The 18,215-nt window shown below is 74.7% G+C and carries 12 protein-coding genes; 8 read left to right on the forward strand and 4 right to left on the reverse strand.

Translation table 11 applies throughout. The features are described 5' to 3' along the window. Positions 1 to 108 precede the first annotated feature (108 nt). Positions 109 to 3,858, forward strand: coding sequence for a CHAT domain-containing protein (locus VT52_RS39360; protein ID WP_071387380.1), 3,750 nt, complete (start codon positions 109 to 111; stop codon positions 3,856 to 3,858). Here VT52_RS39360 and VT52_RS04905 read toward each other — a convergent pair. Continuing rightward, entirely contained in the window at positions 3,806 to 6,247 is a 2,442-nt protein-coding gene (locus tag VT52_RS04905; RefSeq protein ID WP_071387381.1) for a helix-turn-helix domain-containing protein, read from the reverse strand. The two genes, VT52_RS39360 and VT52_RS04905, sit on opposite strands and share 53 nt — an antisense overlap. A gap of 243 nt (positions 6,248 to 6,490) precedes the next feature. Between VT52_RS04905 and VT52_RS37465 the strand changes: the two genes are divergently transcribed. Genes VT52_RS37465 through VT52_RS04920 form a run of 3 tightly spaced genes read left to right on the forward strand, consistent with a single transcriptional unit; the run spans position 6,491 to position 8,501 of the window. Beyond that, positions 6,491 to 7,120 (forward strand): HIT family protein, encoded by a 630-nt coding sequence (locus VT52_RS37465; RefSeq protein WP_071387382.1) that lies wholly within the window; start codon positions 6,491 to 6,493, stop codon positions 7,118 to 7,120. Further along, complete coding sequence (locus tag VT52_RS04915; RefSeq protein WP_143070831.1) at positions 7,096 to 7,761, forward strand: hypothetical protein; 666 nt, start codon at positions 7,096 to 7,098, stop codon at positions 7,759 to 7,761. Before VT52_RS37465 ends, VT52_RS04915 begins: the two co-directional genes overlap by 25 nt. Continuing rightward, positions 7,758 to 8,501 (forward strand): histidine phosphatase family protein, encoded by a 744-nt coding sequence (locus VT52_RS04920; protein WP_079174840.1) that lies wholly within the window; start codon positions 7,758 to 7,760, stop codon positions 8,499 to 8,501. The genes VT52_RS04915 and VT52_RS04920 overlap by 4 nt, the downstream gene beginning before the upstream one ends. Here the strand turns inward: VT52_RS04920 and VT52_RS04925 are convergent. Continuing rightward, a complete protein-coding gene (locus VT52_RS04925) occupies positions 8,394 to 9,542 on the reverse strand; it encodes a thiamine-phosphate kinase (RefSeq protein ID WP_071387384.1) in 1,149 nt (382 codons plus the stop codon). The genes VT52_RS04920 and VT52_RS04925 overlap by 108 nt on opposite strands. 439 nt (positions 9,543 to 9,981) lie before the next feature. Here VT52_RS04925 and VT52_RS04930 point away from each other — a divergent pair, with 439 nt between their 5' ends. Continuing rightward, complete coding sequence (locus VT52_RS04930) at positions 9,982 to 10,842, forward strand: hypothetical protein (RefSeq protein ID WP_071387385.1); 861 nt, start codon at positions 9,982 to 9,984, stop codon at positions 10,840 to 10,842. Between the two features lie 20 nt (positions 10,843 to 10,862). After that, the gene (locus tag VT52_RS04935) at positions 10,863 to 12,752 is read left to right on the forward strand and encodes a hypothetical protein (protein ID WP_143070832.1); all 1,890 of its coding nucleotides are present in this window, start codon (positions 10,863 to 10,865) and stop codon (positions 12,750 to 12,752) included. A 9-nt stretch (positions 12,753 to 12,761) separates the two neighbouring features. Here VT52_RS04935 and VT52_RS04940 read toward each other — a convergent pair whose 3' ends face one another. Beyond that, positions 12,762 to 13,334, reverse strand: coding sequence for a TetR/AcrR family transcriptional regulator (locus VT52_RS04940; RefSeq protein ID WP_071387387.1), 573 nt, complete (start codon positions 13,332 to 13,334; stop codon positions 12,762 to 12,764). A gap of 63 nt (positions 13,335 to 13,397) precedes the next feature. On the opposite strand from VT52_RS04940, the gene VT52_RS04945 reads away from it, so the two are divergent. Further along, positions 13,398 to 14,366, forward strand: a complete 969-nt coding sequence (locus VT52_RS04945; protein WP_071387388.1) for an SDR family NAD(P)-dependent oxidoreductase — start codon at positions 13,398 to 13,400, stop codon at positions 14,364 to 14,366. A gap of 26 nt (positions 14,367 to 14,392) precedes the next feature. Here VT52_RS04945 and VT52_RS37790 read toward each other — a convergent pair whose 3' ends face one another. After that, positions 14,393 to 14,842, reverse strand: coding sequence for an SRPBCC family protein (locus VT52_RS37790; RefSeq protein WP_071387389.1), 450 nt, complete (start codon positions 14,840 to 14,842; stop codon positions 14,393 to 14,395). A gap of 555 nt (positions 14,843 to 15,397) precedes the next feature. Between VT52_RS37790 and VT52_RS04955 the strand changes: the two genes are divergently transcribed. After that, positions 15,398 to 18,133, forward strand: coding sequence for an AAA family ATPase (locus tag VT52_RS04955; protein WP_167377654.1), 2,736 nt, complete (start codon positions 15,398 to 15,400; stop codon positions 18,131 to 18,133). Positions 18,134 to 18,215: the final 82 nt, after the last annotated feature.

An 18,215-nucleotide genomic window follows, 5' to 3' on the forward strand; every position in this document is an offset into this window, starting at 1 on the left:
TCATGCCACGGTCGCCGCGCCGGTTCCCGGCCACCGGTGGTCGTCAACGGCCTTCTTCGGCAATGCTGTCGGCCGGGGAGCGGTTCGGCGGCGGAAGGGCGGGGCACCGTGGACGGGGACGACGCGGTCGCCGGGCGGCGTGCGCTGGCGGCGGTCAGGCAGCGCATCGCGGAGTTCGGCGAGACCCGGGATCCCGGCCTGCTGACCTGTCCGGAGGCGGACACCGACCGGGCCGCCCTCGTCGCCGCGACGGACCTGGAGGCCGATGCCGGGTCCCGCAGCGCCCTGGGGGTCCTGCACTGGCTCCGGCACCTGGTCCTGAACCGTGATCCGGACGAACTGGCGCGGGCGGTCGCCCTGCTCGCCCCGCTGTGCGAGAGCGCGCCGGACCTGGTGCCCGAACCGCTGCGCCGGCATCCCGCGCTCTCCCGCTCACCCGTACCCGAGCCGGCGTTCCCGGCCGCCCCGGAATCGGCGTTCGGCCATCTGGACGCCTACCGTGCCGGTGGTGATCCCGCCCGGCTCCACGAGGCCGTACGACTCCTGCGCCGGTCGGTGGCGAGGGCGAGCGCGGCCGGGAAGGCGGAGGCGGGGCCGGACACGAGGGCGGACGCGGCGACAGCGGCGGGCGCCGGGGAGCGCGCCACCGCGCTCGCCAACCTGGGTGCCGCGCTGCTGATGCTGGCCGACCACACCGGTGAGGGCGACACCCTCGGCGGCATCCTGGACGAGGCGCTGGCCTGTTGCCGGGAGGCCGTGAAGCTGACCCCCCGCTCCGGTTCCGCCCGTCCGGGGCGGCTCGCCAACCTCGCCCAGGCGCTGGCCGCTTCGGGGGCCCACCGGTCGCGGCGCCGTCTGCTGGAGGGGGCCCTGGCCGTCATGCGCCGGGCCGTCGCCGAGACGCCCGGCGACTCCCCGGAGCTGCCCGGCAGGCTGAGCTTCCTCGCCGACGTGCCGCACGTCTGCCACACGCGCGGCGGGGACGCCGGGCTGCTCCACGAGGCCGTGGCGATGACCCGGGCGTCGGTGGCGCCGGGCCCGGCCGGGCCGCAGTCCGACCCCAGGATCTGGACCAACCACGCCGCCGCGCTCAGCGCGCTGCACACCCGTACCCGCGACGCCGGCGTCCTCCAGGAGGCCGTCGCGGCGTGCCGCACGGCCCTGGGCCTGCTGGGGCCCCGTGACCCGGCGCGCGGCCACCCGGCGGGCAACCTCGCCATGTGTCTGCTCGCCCGGTACGAGGCGTCCGGTGACACGGAGGCACTGGCCGAGGCGGAGACCCTGCTGCGGGACGCCTGCGCGGCGCGGGGCACCGCCCCGCCGGTCCGGTTCGCCCTGCTGTCGGGGCTGGGACTGGTGCTGCGCTCCCGCGCCGAGGTGACCGGTGATCCCGACCTCCTCGCCGAGGCCGTCGCCGTCGGCCGGGTGTCGCTCACCGGGCCGCTGAGCCCGGCCCACCGGGTGGCGGCCCTCGCCAACCTGAGCCTGTCGCTGCACCTGTCGTACCGGGCGACCGGGGACACCGCCCTGCTGGAGGAGGCGGTGGCCCGGGGCGCCGCCGCGGTGGCGTCGACCCCGGACGCCCATCCCGACCGGGCCGGCCGGCTGGCGAACCTCGGGATCGTGCTGCGCGGCGCGGCGGAGCGGACCGGCGACCTCGCGCAGGCCGAGCGGGGCATCGCGGTGTGCCGGGAGGCCGCGTCCCGTATGCCCGACACCGACCCGGACCGTCCCGCGGTCCTGAGCACGCTCGGGTTGCTGCTGCGGCTGCTCGGGGCCGCCGGGGACCACGACAGCCTGCGCGAGGCGGTGCGCGTGATGACCGAGGTGGCCGACACCACCGGGGAGGGCGACCCGGACCTGCCGGGCCGGCTGTCCAACCTGATGATCGTGCTGCGCGCCCAGTACGAGGCCTCCGGCGCGGTGACGGCCCTGCACGACGCGGTCACGGCGGGGCGCCGGGCGCTGGCCGCGCTGCCGCCCGGCCACGGCAACCGGCCCTCGGTGCTGGCGAATCTGGGGCTCGCCCTGTCCACGCTCGCCTCCCGGACGGGCGACGACGGCACGCTCGCCGAGGCGGCCGAGGTCTACGCGCAGGCGTCCCGCGGTCCCGGCGCCCCGGTCGTGCTGCGGATCTGGGCGCTGCGCGAAGAGGCCAGGATCGTCGCGCGGCGGGGCGATCCGGGGGCCGCCCTGCCGCTGCTGGAGACGGCCGTGTCCCTGCTGCCCCGGCTGGCCGGGCGCGCTCTGGACCGGCCCGACCGCGACCACGCGCTGGGGCGGGTCGGCGGCCTCGCGGCGCAGGTCGTGGCGACGGCGGTGGCGGCAGGCCGGGTGGCGTACGGGGTGGGGCTGCTGGAGCGGGCGCGGGGCGTGCTGCTGACCGAGTCCATCCTGGAACGGTCGGCGGACCTGGCGGCGCTCACCGCCGTCGCGCCCGAACTGGCCGCGGAGTTCACGCGGTTGCGGCAGGAGTACGCCGCCGACGCCGGACCGGGCGGCGACCTGTACACCCCCGACGGGTCCCGGGCCGCCGCCGCGGCCACCCGCCGGGCCCGGCTGGACGAGCGGTGGAACGCGCTGCTCGCCCGGATCCGGGAGCAGGACGGGATGCGGGACTTCCTGGACCCCGGACCGCCCGCCGAGCCGCACCGCACGTCCGCGGACGGCCCGTTGGTGTACGTGTACGCGGCCGAGGAGGCGGGCGGCGCGGTGATCCTGCCGGCCGCGGGGCCGCCCCGGCACGTGCCCTGCGAGGGCGTCACGGCGGCGGCCGCGGCGCACCGGGCCGAGGCGTTCGACACCGCGGTACGCGCGGCCTCGACGGCCGCCGGGTACGGCGAACGGCTGCGCGCCCACCGGGAGATGAGCCGGGTGCTGGAATGGCTGTGGGACACCGTGGCGGAGCCGGTGCTGACGGCGCTGGCGGACACGGAGGGGACGGACGGGACGGACGGGACGGACGGGGCGGGCGGAGGCGTCGGGGGCCCGGCCGGTGCGGCCGAGGGCGGTAGGGCCGGGGACGGCGGGGACGGCGGCGGTACGGTCGCCGACCGGCTGTGGTGGTGTCCGATCGGGGTGTTCACGACGCTGCCGCTGCACGCCGCCGGGTACCACCGTCAGCGGTCCGGACGTACCGTCATGGACCGGACGACCAGCTCGTACACGCCGACGCTGCGCGCCCTCGACTACGCACGCGGGGGCGTCGGCCCGGACGCGGACACCGTCCCCGGAACGGAGGCCGGCCCGGATGTGCCGGGTGCCCCGCTCGTGGTGTCGGTGGCCGAGCCCCCCGACGCGCCCCCGCTGCCGGGGGCGGAACGGGAGACCGAGGCGCTGCGGGTGCTGCTGCCCGACTGCACGGTGCTGAGGGCGGCCGACGCCGGGCACGACGCGGTGCTGACCGCCCTGGAGGCGCGCCGCACCGTCCACTTCGCCTGCCACGCCGTCGCCGACCGCCGGGTGCCGTCCCGGAGCAGGCTCCTGCTCTACGACCACCGGGAGCGGCCGCTGACGGTCCGTGAGATCGCCGGGGTGTCGAACCCGGCGGGCGCGCTCTGCTACCTGTCCGCCTGTGCCACCACGATGTCGGCGCCCCGGCTGGCCGACGAGTTCGTGCACATCACGTCGGCGTTCCAACTGGCCGGGTTCTCCCATGTGATCGGCACGCTGTGGCCGGTGAGCGACGTGCACGCGGCCACGGTCGCGACCCGCTGTTACGAAGCCCTGCGGGGACCCGGGGGAACGCTGGAGACCTGGCGTGCCGCCGCGGCCGTCTCGGCCGCCGCCCGGTCGGTGCGGGATCTCATGCCGGGGTCCCCGCTGCACTGGGCGGGCCATGTCCACTGGGGGGCGTGAGGACGGGTACGCCGAGGCCGGCCGCGTCGGCGGCGACGCGAGCCGCCTCCCGCTCCGCTCGCAGCGCGGTGAACCGCCACCGGGCCGCGTCGAGATGCCAGCCGGCCCGCCTCCGCCGGTCCGGTCCCTCGGCGGCGGCCAGCAGCCCGAGTCCGTGGTGGGCGCGGGCCCGTTCGTAGGCGCTGCCGCAGTCGCGCGCGGCCTCCAGGGCGCGGACGAAGTGCCGGGCGGCCTCCCGGGCCCGGCCGTCCCGCGCCGCGAACTCGCCCCGCACGTTCAACGCCATCGCCGCGTCCAGGCGCATGTCCAGCGCCGTGAACAGGGCCAGCGCCTCGGCCAGGTGCTCCTCGGCGGCCTGCCCGAGGCCGGCGGCCCGTTCCATCACCGCCGCGTCGCGCAGCGCGATGGCCAGGTTGCGCGGCAGGCCGTTGCCCCGCCGGAACGCGAGCACCGTGTGCTGCTCGGCGACGGCCTGAGCGTGTCTGCCGCGCTGGTGCAGCACCCAGGCGTGGTGGGCGAGCGCGGTCGTCTCGGCGAACGGGTCGCCGCCGGCGCGCGCCGCGGTGATCGCCCGGTCGAGCAGTTCCTCCGCGGGTTCGAGCAGGCCGCGGGTGGAGTGGGACAGGGCCGCGTTGCCCAGTGAGGTGGCCTCGGCGATCCGGTCCCCGCAGGCGCGGGCCGCCTCGACGGCCCAGGCGTGCGAGCGGTCCCAGGCGTCCCAGTGTCTGCCGAGGAAGCAGACACCGCGCAGCGCGTACGCCAACTGCCAGCAGTGGGCGTCCAGTCCGTGCCGCCGGGCGGTGCCGCACAGCCCGGTGAGCGCGCCCAGGTTGTCGGTGAGCCAGGTCAGGGCGTCCTCGTAGTCGGCGAAGGCACGGTCACCGGGCCGAGCCGGGCCCGCCGCCGACGGGAAGCGGTGGCGGTGCGGGCTGATCAGCAGATCGGCCTCGGCGCAGCCGCGCAGGGTGTGGTCGAGCAGCGCCCGCAGCGCGGCGGCCGGGCCTTCGGCGGCGAGCCGGGAGACGGCGGTGGTGCGGCTGTACGCGCCGACGAGGTCGTGGAACCGGTAGCGGTCCGCCGTGGCCCGCAGCAGCAGACCGGCGTCGTGCAGCCCCTCCAGCCTGCGGCGGGCCCGGCCGGGGGAGATCCGCGCGAGCGCGGCGGCGGTCAGCGCGTCGAAGGGCTCGTCGGGGTGCAGCCCGAGGAGCGCGAACATCTCGCGCTGCTCCGCGGGAAGGGCGGACAGGGACGATTCCAGGACGGCGACGACGCTGCGTTCGCCGTCGTCCAGTTCGGCCGGCCGCTCGTACTCGTCGGCCAGCCGGCTGGCCAGTTCGCGCAGGGAACTGTGCCGGGCCCGCGCCGCCGCTATGCGCACGGCGAGCGGCAGATGCCCGCAGTACCGGACGATCTCCTCGCAGGCGGCCCGCGTCGCGGCCGTGTCCGGCGTCCGCGCGATCGAGCGGAACAGGGCGAGCGAGTCGGCCGGCGGAAGCGGACCGAGCGCGAGGTGCTCGGCGTCGTCGAGGGCGGTCAGCCGGCCGCGGCTGGTCACCAGCACCGCGCAGCGCGGACCGGACGGCAGCAGGGGCAGGATCTGCCGGGTGGAACGGGCGTTGTCCAGGACCAGCAGCAGCGCCAGCTCCTCGGTCACGGCACGGAAGAGCGCCGAGCGTTCGCCGGTCTCGGCGGGCAGCTGCGCCGCGCTCACGCCCAGACGGCGCAGCAGGCGGCCGAGCGCCTCCGCGGGCGGCATCGGCTCGGTGTCCGCCGTATGGCCGTTCAGGTCGACGAAGAGGCAGCCGTCCGCGAACGCGTCCCGTACGAGCCGCGCCGTGCGCACGACCAGAGCGGTCTTACCGCTGCCCGCCATACCGTGCACGGCGAGAACGACGGGATCGCCGGGGACCACCGGGCCGGCAGCGGACGGAGCCGGCGGTTGCCCGGCCCCGGCCCCGTCCCGCGTCCCGCCGTCTCCCGTCCCGCCGGCCGGCGGCGCCGGCAGCGCCGCGAGCAGCACCGCGGTCTCGGTGTCGCGGCCCAGGAAGTGCCGGGAGAGCGAGGGCAGCCCGGAGGCGCGGCGCCGCACGGCGTCGGCGCTCGCGTGGCCGTCGGCGCCCGTGCGGCCGCCGGTGCTCTCGGCGGCCGGGTCCGGCAGGTCCGCCGCGGCCGCCGCGGGAACCAGCGCGAGGAGCGCGCCCTCGGCGTCGAGCAGCGTGTCGAGCCGCTCCGCCAGATCGGGGTCGGGGACCCGGACGCCGTTCTCGTAGCGGCTGAGCACACTGTGGTCGAGGTGCACGGCCTTGCCCAACTGGCGCTGCGACAGGCCCCGTCGCGCGCGCAGTCGCTTGAGCGAGGCGCCGAACAGGGCGGCGGGGTCCTCCACCACGGCCTCGGTCCCCCCTTGCACTCGTCGCGGCGGTGCGCGCGTGCGGGCACCAGGGGCACCACGGCCGCACCGCCGGTCCCCTGTGCGCCGCGCCCGCGGCTTGCCAGCATCGTGGTGACGCCGCGGCCCGGCGCGTGCCCGTCTGCTCATGGTCGCACGCGACACCGCGCCGCCGGCGCCGTTCCGCCCGCCCGAGCCGCTCCGGCGCAGTCCGCCCCGCAACCCGACGGAGATGACCGCCCCATGGCGTTTACGACCACCGCCCCCGACCGCTCGGACTGCGAACTGTGCACCGCCGCTGTCGGCATGACGCCCCGTCACTTTCCGCAGCCGGTGAACAGGGTGCTGCTGCGCAGCCGGCACTTCGTGGTGGTGCCGGCGCTGGGCCCGCTGGTGCCGGGGCACGCCCTGGTGGTCGGCCGGCGCCACGCGGGCGGACTGCTGACCACGGCCGACCGGGTGCAGGCGGACTACGAACGGCTGGCGTCCCGGCTGCGCGCCCACTGCGCGCTGCTGGGCAGGGACCTCCTGGAACTGGAGCACGGCGGGACGACAACCGGCGGCCGGGGCCCGTGCATCGACCACACCCATGTGCATCTGCTGCCGGGGCTGAGCCACTGCATCGACGTGCTGGAAGGGCGGCTGCCCCGCTGGGAGGCGGCACCGCCCGCCGAAGCGGCCGCCCGGCCCTACCTGTGGGTGCGCAACGCGGCGGAGACCCGCTGGTACGACGCCACCCGGGCGATCGGGCAGGAGGCCCGGCGGGCGATCGGCCGCGCGCTGCAGATCGACGACTGGGACTGGGCGCTCAGCCCCGGCTGGGACATGATCAAGGAGACGATCGGCTTTTGGACACGGCATCCGCACGCGTGATGGACGGCACCGGGATCGAGGCGTTCACCTCGACCGACACCTGCTACGAGTTCCTGACGGCGTATCTGCCGTATCTCGGGCGGACCTCGCCGTACGTCTTCCGCTTCCCCTGCCCGGTCACCGCACGGCAGCTGGAGATCATCGGCGGGCGGGGGGCCGCGGTCGTCGCCGCGGCCGGCGACGGCCGCCCGCCGCACCTCGTGGGGGTGGCCTCCCGCGGCATCCCGCCGGCCACGGCGATCGCCCGGCACCTCGGCGGCGACGACGTCCTGCTGTCCACCGTCGGCGGGGACGGCTCCGTCGAGCACGTCGCCCGGCCGGGCCCCGGTCACTTCACCGTGGTGGTGGACAACTCGGTCGTGACCGGTGCCACCGCCGAGACGACCACGCGGGCGCTGTCCCGGATCGGGGTACGGCCCCGGCTGTGGGTCCGTTTCTTCGACCGGGAGGAACTGGACACGGACGGCGTGGATCCGACCCGGGCGGTGGAGGCCCGCATCGGCTGCCCCATCAGTTCGGTGTTCGCGCTGCGGGACCTGCTGCGCGCGGAGAGACGGCCGGCCGAACGCGCGGTGCTGGCCGGCTACGCCGCCGCGCACGGCACCGCGTCGGTGCGTGCCTGGCTGGAAGCGGCCGGATGACGCGGGCGGGCGCCGGGGACGCGGACGACGGGACGACGGCCGGGTGCGCGCCGGCGCCAGGAGGGGCGCCCGGGGAGCGGCGGCTGGTCCTGGTACGGCACGGCGAGAGCGAGGCCAACGCCGGCCGGCCGTGCCCCGACCCCTGCTCCTCGCCGCTGACGGCGCGGGGGCTGCGGCAGGCGGAGCGGGTGGCGCACGGCTGGCGGGCGGCTCCCGGACTGATCGTGACGTCCTCGTTCGTCCGGGCCCGCCAGACGGCCGGGGCGACGGCACGCCGGTTCCCCGGCGTGCCGTGCCGGGTCTGGCCGGTGGGCGAGTTCCGCTACCTGTCCGGTCCGCCGGCGCGGCTCGCCTCGCCGGCCGGGCGACGGCCCCTGGCCGACGCGTACTGGCGGCGGGCGGATCCGCGGCACCGGGACGGTCCCGGCGCGGAGTCCTTCCAGGAACTGCTGGAGCGCGCGGCCCGGTTCCTGCGCCGGGCGGCCGGCCTGCCGTACGGGGCCGGTCCGGACGCCGCGGTGACCGTCGTCTTCACCCATGAGCTGTTCATGCGTGCCGTGTTGTGGCGGACCCTGCTGCCGGACCGTCCCGTGGACCCGGACGCGATGAGCGCCTTCCACGGCTGGCGCCGGTCACTGCCGATCGGCAACACCGGTGTCGTACAGCTCGCCGTGGACGAGGAGTTCGGCGTACGGCTCAAGTCCGTGGGTGAAGGAGGAGCGGGCGTCGAAGCGCCGTGACCCGAAGTCCGCGACGGGACGGGCCCGGCCGTCCTCCCCGAGCAGCAGGCGGCCGTCCCCCGCGGTGGGCCGGAACTCGCCCACGGCGTGCACCGGGATCGGCGCGAGGGCCGCACGGACCGCGGCGAGCCGGCCGGGGGCGATCCCGCACACCAGCTCCCAGTCACCCCAGCTCAGGGCCAGCGCCCGCGGGTCGACGCCCAGCGCCGCCGCCACCTTGCGGGCCGCCGGCCCGGGGAGGAGGGCCGCCGAGTCGACCACCGCGTCCAGGCCGTTGACCCGGGCGAGTTCGTCCAGCGCGGCGCCCAGACCGTCGGAGGCGTCGGTGCAGCAGCTGACCGCGCCGGTGGCGGCCAGCCGTATCCCCTCCGGCACCCGTGCCACGGGGCGGGTGAGGGCCGCCTCCAGCGCGGCGGCGTCGGCGGCGGTCAGCCGGGGTACGTCCGGGCGGTACAGGGCGCGCAGCACCGCCGCCCAGAACAGCCCCGGCTCCCCGACGACGCACAGCAGGTCACCGGGTGCCGCGCCGGTGCGGCGCAGCACCCGGTCGGCGCGGACGCGTCCGGTCGCCGCGGCCGTGGCGGTGAACTCCGGGCCGTCCTTGATGTTGCCGCCCAGTACGGGGCAGGACCAGGTGCGGCACGCCTCGGCCAGACCTTGGAGGAACCGGTCGTAGGCGTGGACGGTCATGTCCCCGGGCATGACGGTGGACACGAGCAGCCCGGTCGGTGTCGCGCCCACGGCGGCCAGGTCGCTCAGGTTGATGACGGCGGTGAGCCAGCCGTAGGACAGGTAGTCGGGCTCGCGGAAGTCGAAGACGACCGGCCTGGGGCACGGGTCGATGGTGCTGACCACCACCTCGTCCGGGCCCGGCGGCTCGGTCAGCGCGCAGTCGTCGCCGATGACGTCGCCGAGGGAGTTGCGCGACTGCAACCGTGGGAGCACCAGCCTTTCCACGACGGCTCGTTCGCCGAGTTCGGCCAGGGTCGCGCGGTGCGAGCTGAGAACGCCGGTCGGGTTCTGGGGCGGGTGTACGGTCACCGGACCTCCCGGAATGTGGTCGTGCCGGTTCCCCGATGCGGAAGCACGGGGTGCGTCGAACAGGGGACGACAGGGGACGGCAGGGGACGACAGGAGACGGACGGACGCGGGCGGCCCGGGGACGGCGGCCCCGGTGCGGGCGCGCGGTGCGCCTCGGACAGGACACGGACGGATGTGGACAGCACACGGACAGCACACGGGCGGCGACCCGGTGCGGACGCACAGGATGTCCCGGAGCGTGGCAGCGACTGTAGCGGCCGGGACCGGCCGGTGCCCCCGCCCGCGCGGTGCCGGCGCCGCGCACCACCACGTCACCACGGCGGCACCGCACGGCCCCGCGGATCCGGCCGCCGCGCTGGCACATTGGTCACCGGGCCCGGCGTGCAGGGCGGCGGGCCCGCGCTGTGGCGCGGCACGGCCGCGTGAAAGGAGGAAGCGGATGCCCATGCGGCTCCCGGCCCGGCTCCGAACGGGCCTCGACGACATCCGGCACCGCCGCCGGCTGGACACGTACGTCACCTTCCTGCTCGGCCTCGCGGTGACCGGTCTCGGCCTGTCGGGAGTGGTCGACACCAGGGTGGTGGGCAGCGCGGTCCTGGCCGGCGTGAGCTTCCTGGTCCTCAACTCGGTGCCGCAGCTGCAGCGGCCCGACACGGAGGCGGTGCTGCGGGACCGCTCGGACTACCGGACCGTCGCCGAACTGCTGAGGCACGCCAGGGATCTGCGGGTCTACGGACCGACGGCCGTGCACGTGCTGGTCAACTCGGCGGAGATCAGGAGGGAGATACTCGACCGGGGCGGCAGCTGCCGGGTCGTCGTGCAGGCGCCCGATCCCGCGCAGTTGCGGATGACGGCTCTGCAGCTGGATTCCAGCATGGACCTGGAGATGACCCTCCGGCAGTCCCTGTCGGTGCTGCGGCGCCTCGGCGGACACCCGCGATTCGCACACCGGTTGATCCCGTTCAACCCGGGCTTCAGCCTGCTGGTCGTCAACGCGGACGCGCCCGACGGCTACGTCATCGTGGAGACGCACGGGTTCCAGGACGAGAGCATCGCCGACCGCATGCACATCAGGATCACCAAGGCGGAGTCGGCGCGTTGGTTCGCCTACTGGACGGCCCGTTTCGAGGCGCTGTGGGAGGCGGCGTCCGAGGACCCGGGGACGGGGAACGAGCCGGGGGCGGACGGCGCGGGGGCGGGTACGGGTACCGACGGGGGGAGCGGTACCGGTGAAGGTGCCGGTGCCGGACGACCGCCGCACGACCCGCGGGGCACCCTCACCGCCGGGCGGCCGGAGTGAAAGGGGCCGACGACTTCGCCGTGGACGACTCCCGCGTGCCGGACGGCACATACGCGCGGCTGGCCGCCCTGGGGCCGGCGGCGGTGACCTTCTGGTCGGGCGCCGGGGTCTCCCGGGACGCGCCGTCGGCACTGCCCGCGGCGGCCGCGCTCACCCAACGGGTCTTCGGCACGTTCTTCACGTCCTGCGACAACCGGGACCCGTACTCCGTCGTGATGGACCACCACGCGGCGGTCGGCTGGACGGCCGAACCCCTCTGCGACCGGCTGCCGGACGTCGGCCCGTCGGTCCGGCTCCCCCGCCTGGAAGCCGTTCTCGGCGTCGCCGACCGCGTCCTCGGCGGCAACCGGGCGCTGCGGATCCTGGACGTCATGGGCACCGCGCCGCCCAACCGGCTGCACCGGCTCTTCGCCCGGCACCTGGCAGCCGGCGGCACCCACGTCACCGCCAACTTCGACGACTGCGTCGAACGCGCCCATGTGAAGATCTGCGGCACGGCACCGGACCCCCGCCGTCTGCTGCACTTCCACGACTCGGTCCGCGACGACCCCGGCCACGCGTCCCTGGGCGCCACGCTCGCCCGGATCGAGGCCGGGTTCCCCGCGTCCAGGGCGGCCGAGCTGACCGGTGTCCTCGCGGCCTCCCCCGCCGTGGTCGTCACCGGCTACAGCGGCAGCGACTTCTTCGACGTCGACCCGATGCTGGCGCGGCTCGAACCGGGCACGCTGGCCGGTCTGCTCGTCGTCTGGGTCAACCACGAGACGGCCCGCGTGGAGCACCCGGCCACCCACCCGTCCACGCGGCGGCCCGCCATGGCGCGCCTGCTCGAACGGGCCGGTGCCGAGGTCGTCGTCCTGTGCGGCGACACCGCCGACGTCATGGCGCGACTGGGGCACGCCCTGGGCCTGCCGCCGCTGGAACCGCTGGAACCGGCCGAACCGGGCGGGCCGGTCTGGACCGATGTGCCCGTCACCCCGCGGGAGCGGATCGCGGCGACCCTCGCCCTCCACCGCGCGCTGGGGCTGGTGGGCGAGGTCGGCGCCCTGCTCGACGACGAGTCCGTCCGTACGGCCTGCGCCGCCGCCGACGTCCGCCGGGCCCGCAGCGAGTGGCTGTGGGAGCAGGGGCGCTGGCGCGACCTGCGAGGACTGTGGTGGTCCGAGCCGCGGCCGGACGGCGTGAGCGCGGCGGAACGCGCCGAACGCATCGGCGCCTGCCTGTGGGTCGAGGGGCGTCTGCTGCCGGCGTACCTGTGGCTGCGCCACCACCGGTGCCGCGCCCGGCCGGACGAGGTCTCGCGTCTGGTCGAGACGGAGGGCAGGAGCCTGGAGCACCTGGCGCGGGTGCCCGGCGTACGGTGGCTCGCCCGGCTCCTGATCCGGCGCTTCCTGCGGGAGACGGCGGACCTCGGCGCGAGCGGCGACATCGGTCTGCGCCGCAAGGTGGACGACGTGCGGAGCAGCCTGACGGCACTGGCGGCGGGCGGACCCCGGCAGGGCGACCGGGCGGAGGAGGACCGGGTCTGGTACGTGGAGAGCGGCAGCGTCCTCGGCTCCCTCAACTACCGGCACCGGCTGCTCCGCGACACCTACGACCCGGCGTTCGACGACGCGTACCTCGACCGGGCCTACCGGAGCGTGGCGGAGCGGTACGCGTCGATCGGATCCGTCTCCGGGGAACTGCGCACCCATCTCCTTCCGGGCGCGGAACGGGTCTTCACCTTCGGCGAATACGTGACGGCGCTGCGCAGACTCCAGTACGGCCCCGTCCACCGCACCCGCCTCGCCGCCCGCTTCGCGATCGTCCGGTCGGCCCGGGTGCTGCGCGGCCGGTCCCGCCGGAACCGAACCGGGTCGCCCCCCGGTACACCGGACAGGACCGGCAACGGCCCGGCACACGAGGCTCGTTGAGGCCGGGTCTCAGCGCACCAGGAGACCGACGGCGGCCCTCAGCCGGCCGAGGTAGAACTGCCGTGACGCGGCCTGATGCTTGAGGCCGATCGATGCGCTGATCAGCGTCTGCGCGATCAAGGGGGCCGCGTCCCGCCCGGACTCGGCGGCGACCGCTCCCGTGACCAGCTCCTCGAAGCGCCGCGGCGCGGTTTCGGCGATCTCTCCGAGGAGGCCGGGGTTGTCCTCGACGACCGCCGCGACGTCGTGCGCCAGCGGGCCGATGTAGCGGCCCGCCCACTGGTCGAACGCTTCCACGAGACGCTCCGCGAGGGGGCGTCCGGTATCGGCCAGGACGTGTTCGACCGCCGCGATGTCACGCTCCAGGGCCTGGGTGACCGCGGCGCGGAACAGCGCCTCCTTCGAGGAGAAGAGGAAGTAGAGCCCCGGCCGGGAGATGTCCGCCGCCCGCGCCACTTCCTCCATCGAGGTCTTCCGGTAACCGAATCGCGCGAACGTGAGCATCGCGGAGTCCAGGACCAGGGTCCGGCGATCGGTATCGGCGACTGGCGGCGGCGGGTGGCCGGCATCGGGATTGCTCATGGAACAAGCATACGAGCGATAATCGAACTATACAAATATAGTCTAGTGCGTATAGTCGACGTCATGGCTCACGCACTCATCTCCACGCCCTTCACCGCCACCAGCACCGCGGACGAGGTGCTGCGAGGCGTCGAACTCACCGGCGTCCGCGCGATCGTGACGGGTGCTTCTTCCGGACTCGGGGTCGAGACGGCTCGGGTTCTGGCCGCTGCCGGGGCGGAAGTGACGCTCGCTGTCCGGAACACGGCGGCGGGTGACACCGTCGCCGAGACGATCGGGAGGCCGGCCGGAGGAATCCGTCCCCGGGTCGTCCGGCTCGACCTCGCCGACCGGACCTCCGTCACGCGATTCGTCGACGCGTGGCGCGGCCCGCTCCACCTGCTGATCAACAACGCCGGCGTGGTCACCGCCGGCCTCGAACGCACGCGTGAGGGCTGGGAGTTGCAGTTCGCGACGAACCATCTCGGCCACTTCGCCCTGACCACCGGCCTTCATGACGCCCTGGCCCTGGGAGCGGCCGACCGCGACGGAGCACGGATCGTCTCGGTCAGTTCGACGGCGCACATGCGGTCCGGCGTCGACTTCGACGACCTCCACTTCGAGCGTCGCGGCTACGATCCGCAGATCGCCTACGCCCGGTCGAAGACGGCGAACTCCCTCCTCGCCGTCGAGGCGACCCGCCGCTGGGCGTCCGACGGCATCGTCGCCAACGCGGTGAATCCGGGCGGTATCGCGACAGGACTGCAGCGGAACTTCACGCCGCGGCAGAAGGAGTCGCTCGCCGCGGCCGAGGCCGCCGGAGTCTTCACCTACAAGACGGTCGAGCAGGGGGCCGCCACCACGGTCGTCGCGGCCGTCGCCCCGGAGTTCGCCCGCTCCGGAGGCCACTACCTCGACGACGCGCGAGAGGCCTACACCGTGCCGAACGACGCCGACCTCGCGCAGCACCCGCACGGCGTCAAGGAATGGGCACTCGATCCCGCCCTCGCCGAACGCCTCTGGACCGTCTCGGCCGACCTGCTCCGCGCCTGACGGCGTGCGTTCACGCTCGGGCCGTCCTACGGCCGTGCCTTCTCGACGGCCGACTTGAGCTGGCGGAGCATCGCCGTGGAGCGCCGCTCGACGATACGCCGTGCCAGCGACTGCGGCAGCTTCAGTCTGAACTCGAGGTCCTGGCGTACCTTCAGCTCGGTGTTGCCGTCCGCCGTCCTCGCGAGCTGGAAGACGGCGTCGTTGCGTGAGATCGGCGCGTCCTCCTGTCCCTCCACCAGACGCCAGACCAGTTGCCGCTCGGTGTGCTCGAAGGCCAGCACCTGTGTCACCCTCATGCCGATGGCGCTCAGCACGAGCCGGGCCCTGAGCGGCCGTGCGCTCTCGTCCGACTCCACGACCTCCGCCGACTCGACGTCCTGCTGCCACTGTGGGTAGGTGGCGATGTCGCGGAGCGTGGACAGCAGCCTCTCCGGCGGCGAAGCGATCTCCAGGGTGTGGCTGACCGTGGTTCCCATCGCGTGGTCCTCTCCCAGTCGTTCGTCTCGGCGAGCGCGTCCGTCCGCCGCAGTCTCCGGGAGCGCGGTCGCGCCACTCTTAAGCGGCGCTGAAGCCGGCGGGACGGTACGGGGCGGCGGCGGACGGACGGCGGGAGACGGGCCGGCGGCGGCCGCGCCCCGGCGGGCGGCTCGCACGCCTGGTGCAGGGTGCCCGTGGCGGAACAATGGAAATTGTGTGTGGGGGCGGTGCATTGTGCCTTGAAGGGCTAACAAGGCAACCCCTAATCGTCTTTTCCGGCCCCTATCGTATAGCGGTTCGGGCAATAGGTGGAACCTGTGAAGGAAGGGATGCAAGCGGTCGATGTTAAAAGATTTGTCAGTGTTTGATGCCTTTTGGTAGTGACTATTTTGGTCAAATGTGCCTGCCCTAGGAGTGACGCCGTCGCGGAGGCGGGGACACATCTGGTAGTCATATCTGTATGGCTTGTGCAGGTATTCGTGCTGGCATCAGGCAATGGGGGTCGCAGGATGAGGGTTCCGCGGGGGCCGATCGTCGCGAGCTGCGAAAAGGAAATGGCTACACTGCAGCAACTGCTGATCGACGCGTCTTCCGGTAATGGAAGCGTCGCCCTTATCGGTGGTCCGGTGGGGTGCGGCAAAACCGCCCTTCTTCAATATTTCTACGCGCATGCGGTGGATGAAGGCGCAATCGTGCTGACGGCGACGGCGGCGCGAGGTGAGGCGGCCCTTCCGCTGGGTGTGGTGGGACAGCTTTTCAGTGGTGAGAAAATACCTGCCGAGTCGAGAGGGCGTGTGGAGGAATTCCTCGGTGCCAGACATTCTCCCGAGGCGCGGGCCGCCTCGGACACGGTCACCATCGGGAATTCGGAGGCCCAGGTCGCCGACGGCCTGTACGCCGTTCTGCTGGAGCTGAGCGGTACCCGCCCCGTCGTGGTGGCCGTCGACGACCTGCAGTACGCGGACGCCGCCTCCCTCCGCGTGCTGTCCTACGTGCAACGGCGGATGGCTTCCGCGCGGCTGCTGCTGGTCCTCACCGAACTGTCGCTCGGGAGGCTGGCGCATCCCGAGTTCCACGCCGAGTTGCTGCGACAGCCCAACTGCGTCAAGATCCGCCTCGGGCTGCTTCCCGGGCCGGCGACCAAGGCCCTGGTGGAATCACGGCTGGGCGCCGATGCCGAGGCCGCGGTCGGCGACTTCTTCCACCGGGTGTCAGGGGGGAGCCCCCTGCTGCTCTCGGCGATGATCGACGACTACCAGGCCGCCGCGGTGCCGGGGGCGGTGCGCCACGACGCCGAGTACGCCTCCCGGGAGGCGCTGACCCTGGCGCTGACCAGTTGCCTCCACCGTTCGCAGGGGCGGTCCGCCGAAGTCGCGCAGGCGCTGGCGGTGCTGGGCCCCGCCGGCTCCGCGCGGTTGCTCGCCCAGGTACTGGACACCGACCCCGAGTCGGCACAGTACGGGTTGGCCGCGCTGACCGCGGCCGGGCTGCTGGAGGCCGGCCGTTTCCGCCACCCCGCGGCGCGCACCATCATCCTGGAGGCCATGGCACCGGCCGAACGCCGCGCCCTGCACCTGCGTGCGGCGTCCGCGCTCCACCACGAGGGCGCGCCGCCGAGCGCCGTCGCCGAGCACCTGGTGGCGGCGGGCCGCGCGTCGGAGGAGTGGATGATCGCCGTACTCCGCGACGCGGCCGACGCGGCGGTGGCCGCCGACCGCCCGGAGGCAGCCCTCCGCTGCCTGGACCTGGCCCACGGCCAGTGCGGGGACCCGGCCCAGCGGGCGGCGCTCACCGCCGTCCGCGCCCGGATCGCCTGGCGCAGCAGCCCCGCGGGCGCCATGCGGTACGTCACGGAACTGTGCGAGGCCGCGCGCGAAGGCCACCTCGGTGACCGGGACGTCGCGATGCTCCTGCACCACCTCCTGTGGAGCGGCCGGGTGGAGGACGCCCGTGCGGTGCTGGCCGGCCGGCGGTCCCGGCCCAGCGGTCAGGACGGCGTGGTGGCCGAGGAACTCACCGCCCTCAACTGGTGGTACCCCGCTCTGAGCGGCCCGGACGGCTGCGTGCTCAAGGTCAAGGAGACGGCGCCCGGTTCCGCGGTCGGACGGTGGACGGTGGACACGCTGGCCGGGATCACCGACGACGAGACCCTCACCAACGCCGAGGGGGTGCTGCACAGCAACCGTCTGGGCGTCTCCACGCTGGACCTGCTCCACACCGCCGTGCTGACGCTCCTGCACATAGGACGTCCGGACCGGGCCGCGCTGTGGAGCGCGAAACTGCTCAGGGAGGCCGACGACCGGTCGGCCGCGACCTGGCAGGCGCTGTTCGGCTCGCTGCGGGCCGAGGCCGCCGTTGCGCAGGGGGAGCTGGCCGCGGCGATCTGCTACGGGGAGAGCGCCATCGGCCGGCTCTCCGTGGCGGACTGGGGCGTGGGGATCGGCGGGCCGCTGTCGAGCCTGGTGCTGGCCGCCTCCCTGCGGGGCGAGGCCTCGAAGGCCGCGGAGTACATGCGCCGCCCCGTGCCCGACGCCACCTTCGAGACCCGGTTCGGTCTGCAGTACCTGCACGCCCGGGGCCACTGCCACCTCGCGGCGGGACGCCCTCGGGCCGCGCTCGCCGACTTCGAGAACTGCGGCCACCTCATGGACGTCTGGGGGGTTGACCTGCCCTGCTACATCGCCTGGCGCAGCGGGGCGGCGGAGGTGCACCTGCTGCTGAGGAACCGCGAGGAGGCCCGTGCGCTGGTCGAGGAGCAGATGGCCAGGCCGGGCGGTGATCTGGCGTGCGTCAGGGGGGAGTCGCTGAGACTGCTGGCCGCGACCGCGGAGTCCGTCGACGACCGCCTCTCGCTCCTGGGCGAGGCGGTCGAACTCCTGACCCCCGCGACGAACCGCTTCGAGTTCGCCCGGTGCCTGGCGGACCTCAGCGGCGCCTACGAATCGGCCGGCGACGAGGACCGGGCGGGTGCCCTGCGCGAACGGGCACTGGCCATGGCACGGCCCTACGCCGCGCCGAGGATCTGGTCCGTCCCCGCGCTGCCCGCGGTGAAGTGCGCGGAACCGGCGCGCACGCCGCGGGACGAGGTGCTGAGCGAGGCCGAGAAACGGGTGGCCGACCTCGCCGCCGCCGGCCACACGAACCGGGCGATCGCCCGGAAGCTGTTCATCACGGTGAGCACCGTCGAACAGCACCTCACACGGGTGTACCGGAAACTCTCCGTCAGGCACCGTGCGGAACTCGGCACGCGTCTGCGCGTGGCGGCCGTCGACTCGCTCTGCTCCTCCTAGGCCGACGCCCCGCGCCCGACGCGCCCCGGAGTCACGGCCGGGGCGCGTCGTCGTCCGGCGGACACCGAGGGCCACAAAACAG

Origin of the sequence: Streptomyces malaysiense (assembly GCF_000980885.2) — a bacterium.
GTDB lineage: Bacteria > Actinomycetota > Actinomycetes > Streptomycetales > Streptomycetaceae > Streptomyces > Streptomyces malaysiense.

Coding starts and splice junctions, on each gene's coding strand:
- VT52_RS37465 (WP_071387382.1), top strand. CDS start 6,491: ATGGCGTTTACGACCACCGCCCCCGACCGCTCGGACTGCGAACTGTGC.
- VT52_RS04920 (WP_079174840.1), top strand. CDS start 7,758: ATGACGCGGGCGGGCGCCGGGGACGCGGACGACGGGACGACGGCCGGG.
- VT52_RS04930 (WP_071387385.1), top strand. CDS start 9,982: ATGCCCATGCGGCTCCCGGCCCGGCTCCGAACGGGCCTCGACGACATC.
- VT52_RS04940 (WP_071387387.1), bottom strand. CDS start 13,334: ATGAGCAATCCCGATGCCGGCCACCCGCCGCCGCCAGTCGCCGATACC.
- VT52_RS04945 (WP_071387388.1), top strand. CDS start 13,398: ATGGCTCACGCACTCATCTCCACGCCCTTCACCGCCACCAGCACCGCG.
- VT52_RS37790 (WP_071387389.1), bottom strand. CDS start 14,842: ATGGGAACCACGGTCAGCCACACCCTGGAGATCGCTTCGCCGCCGGAG.
- VT52_RS04955 (WP_167377654.1), top strand. CDS start 15,398: ATGGCTACACTGCAGCAACTGCTGATCGACGCGTCTTCCGGTAATGGA.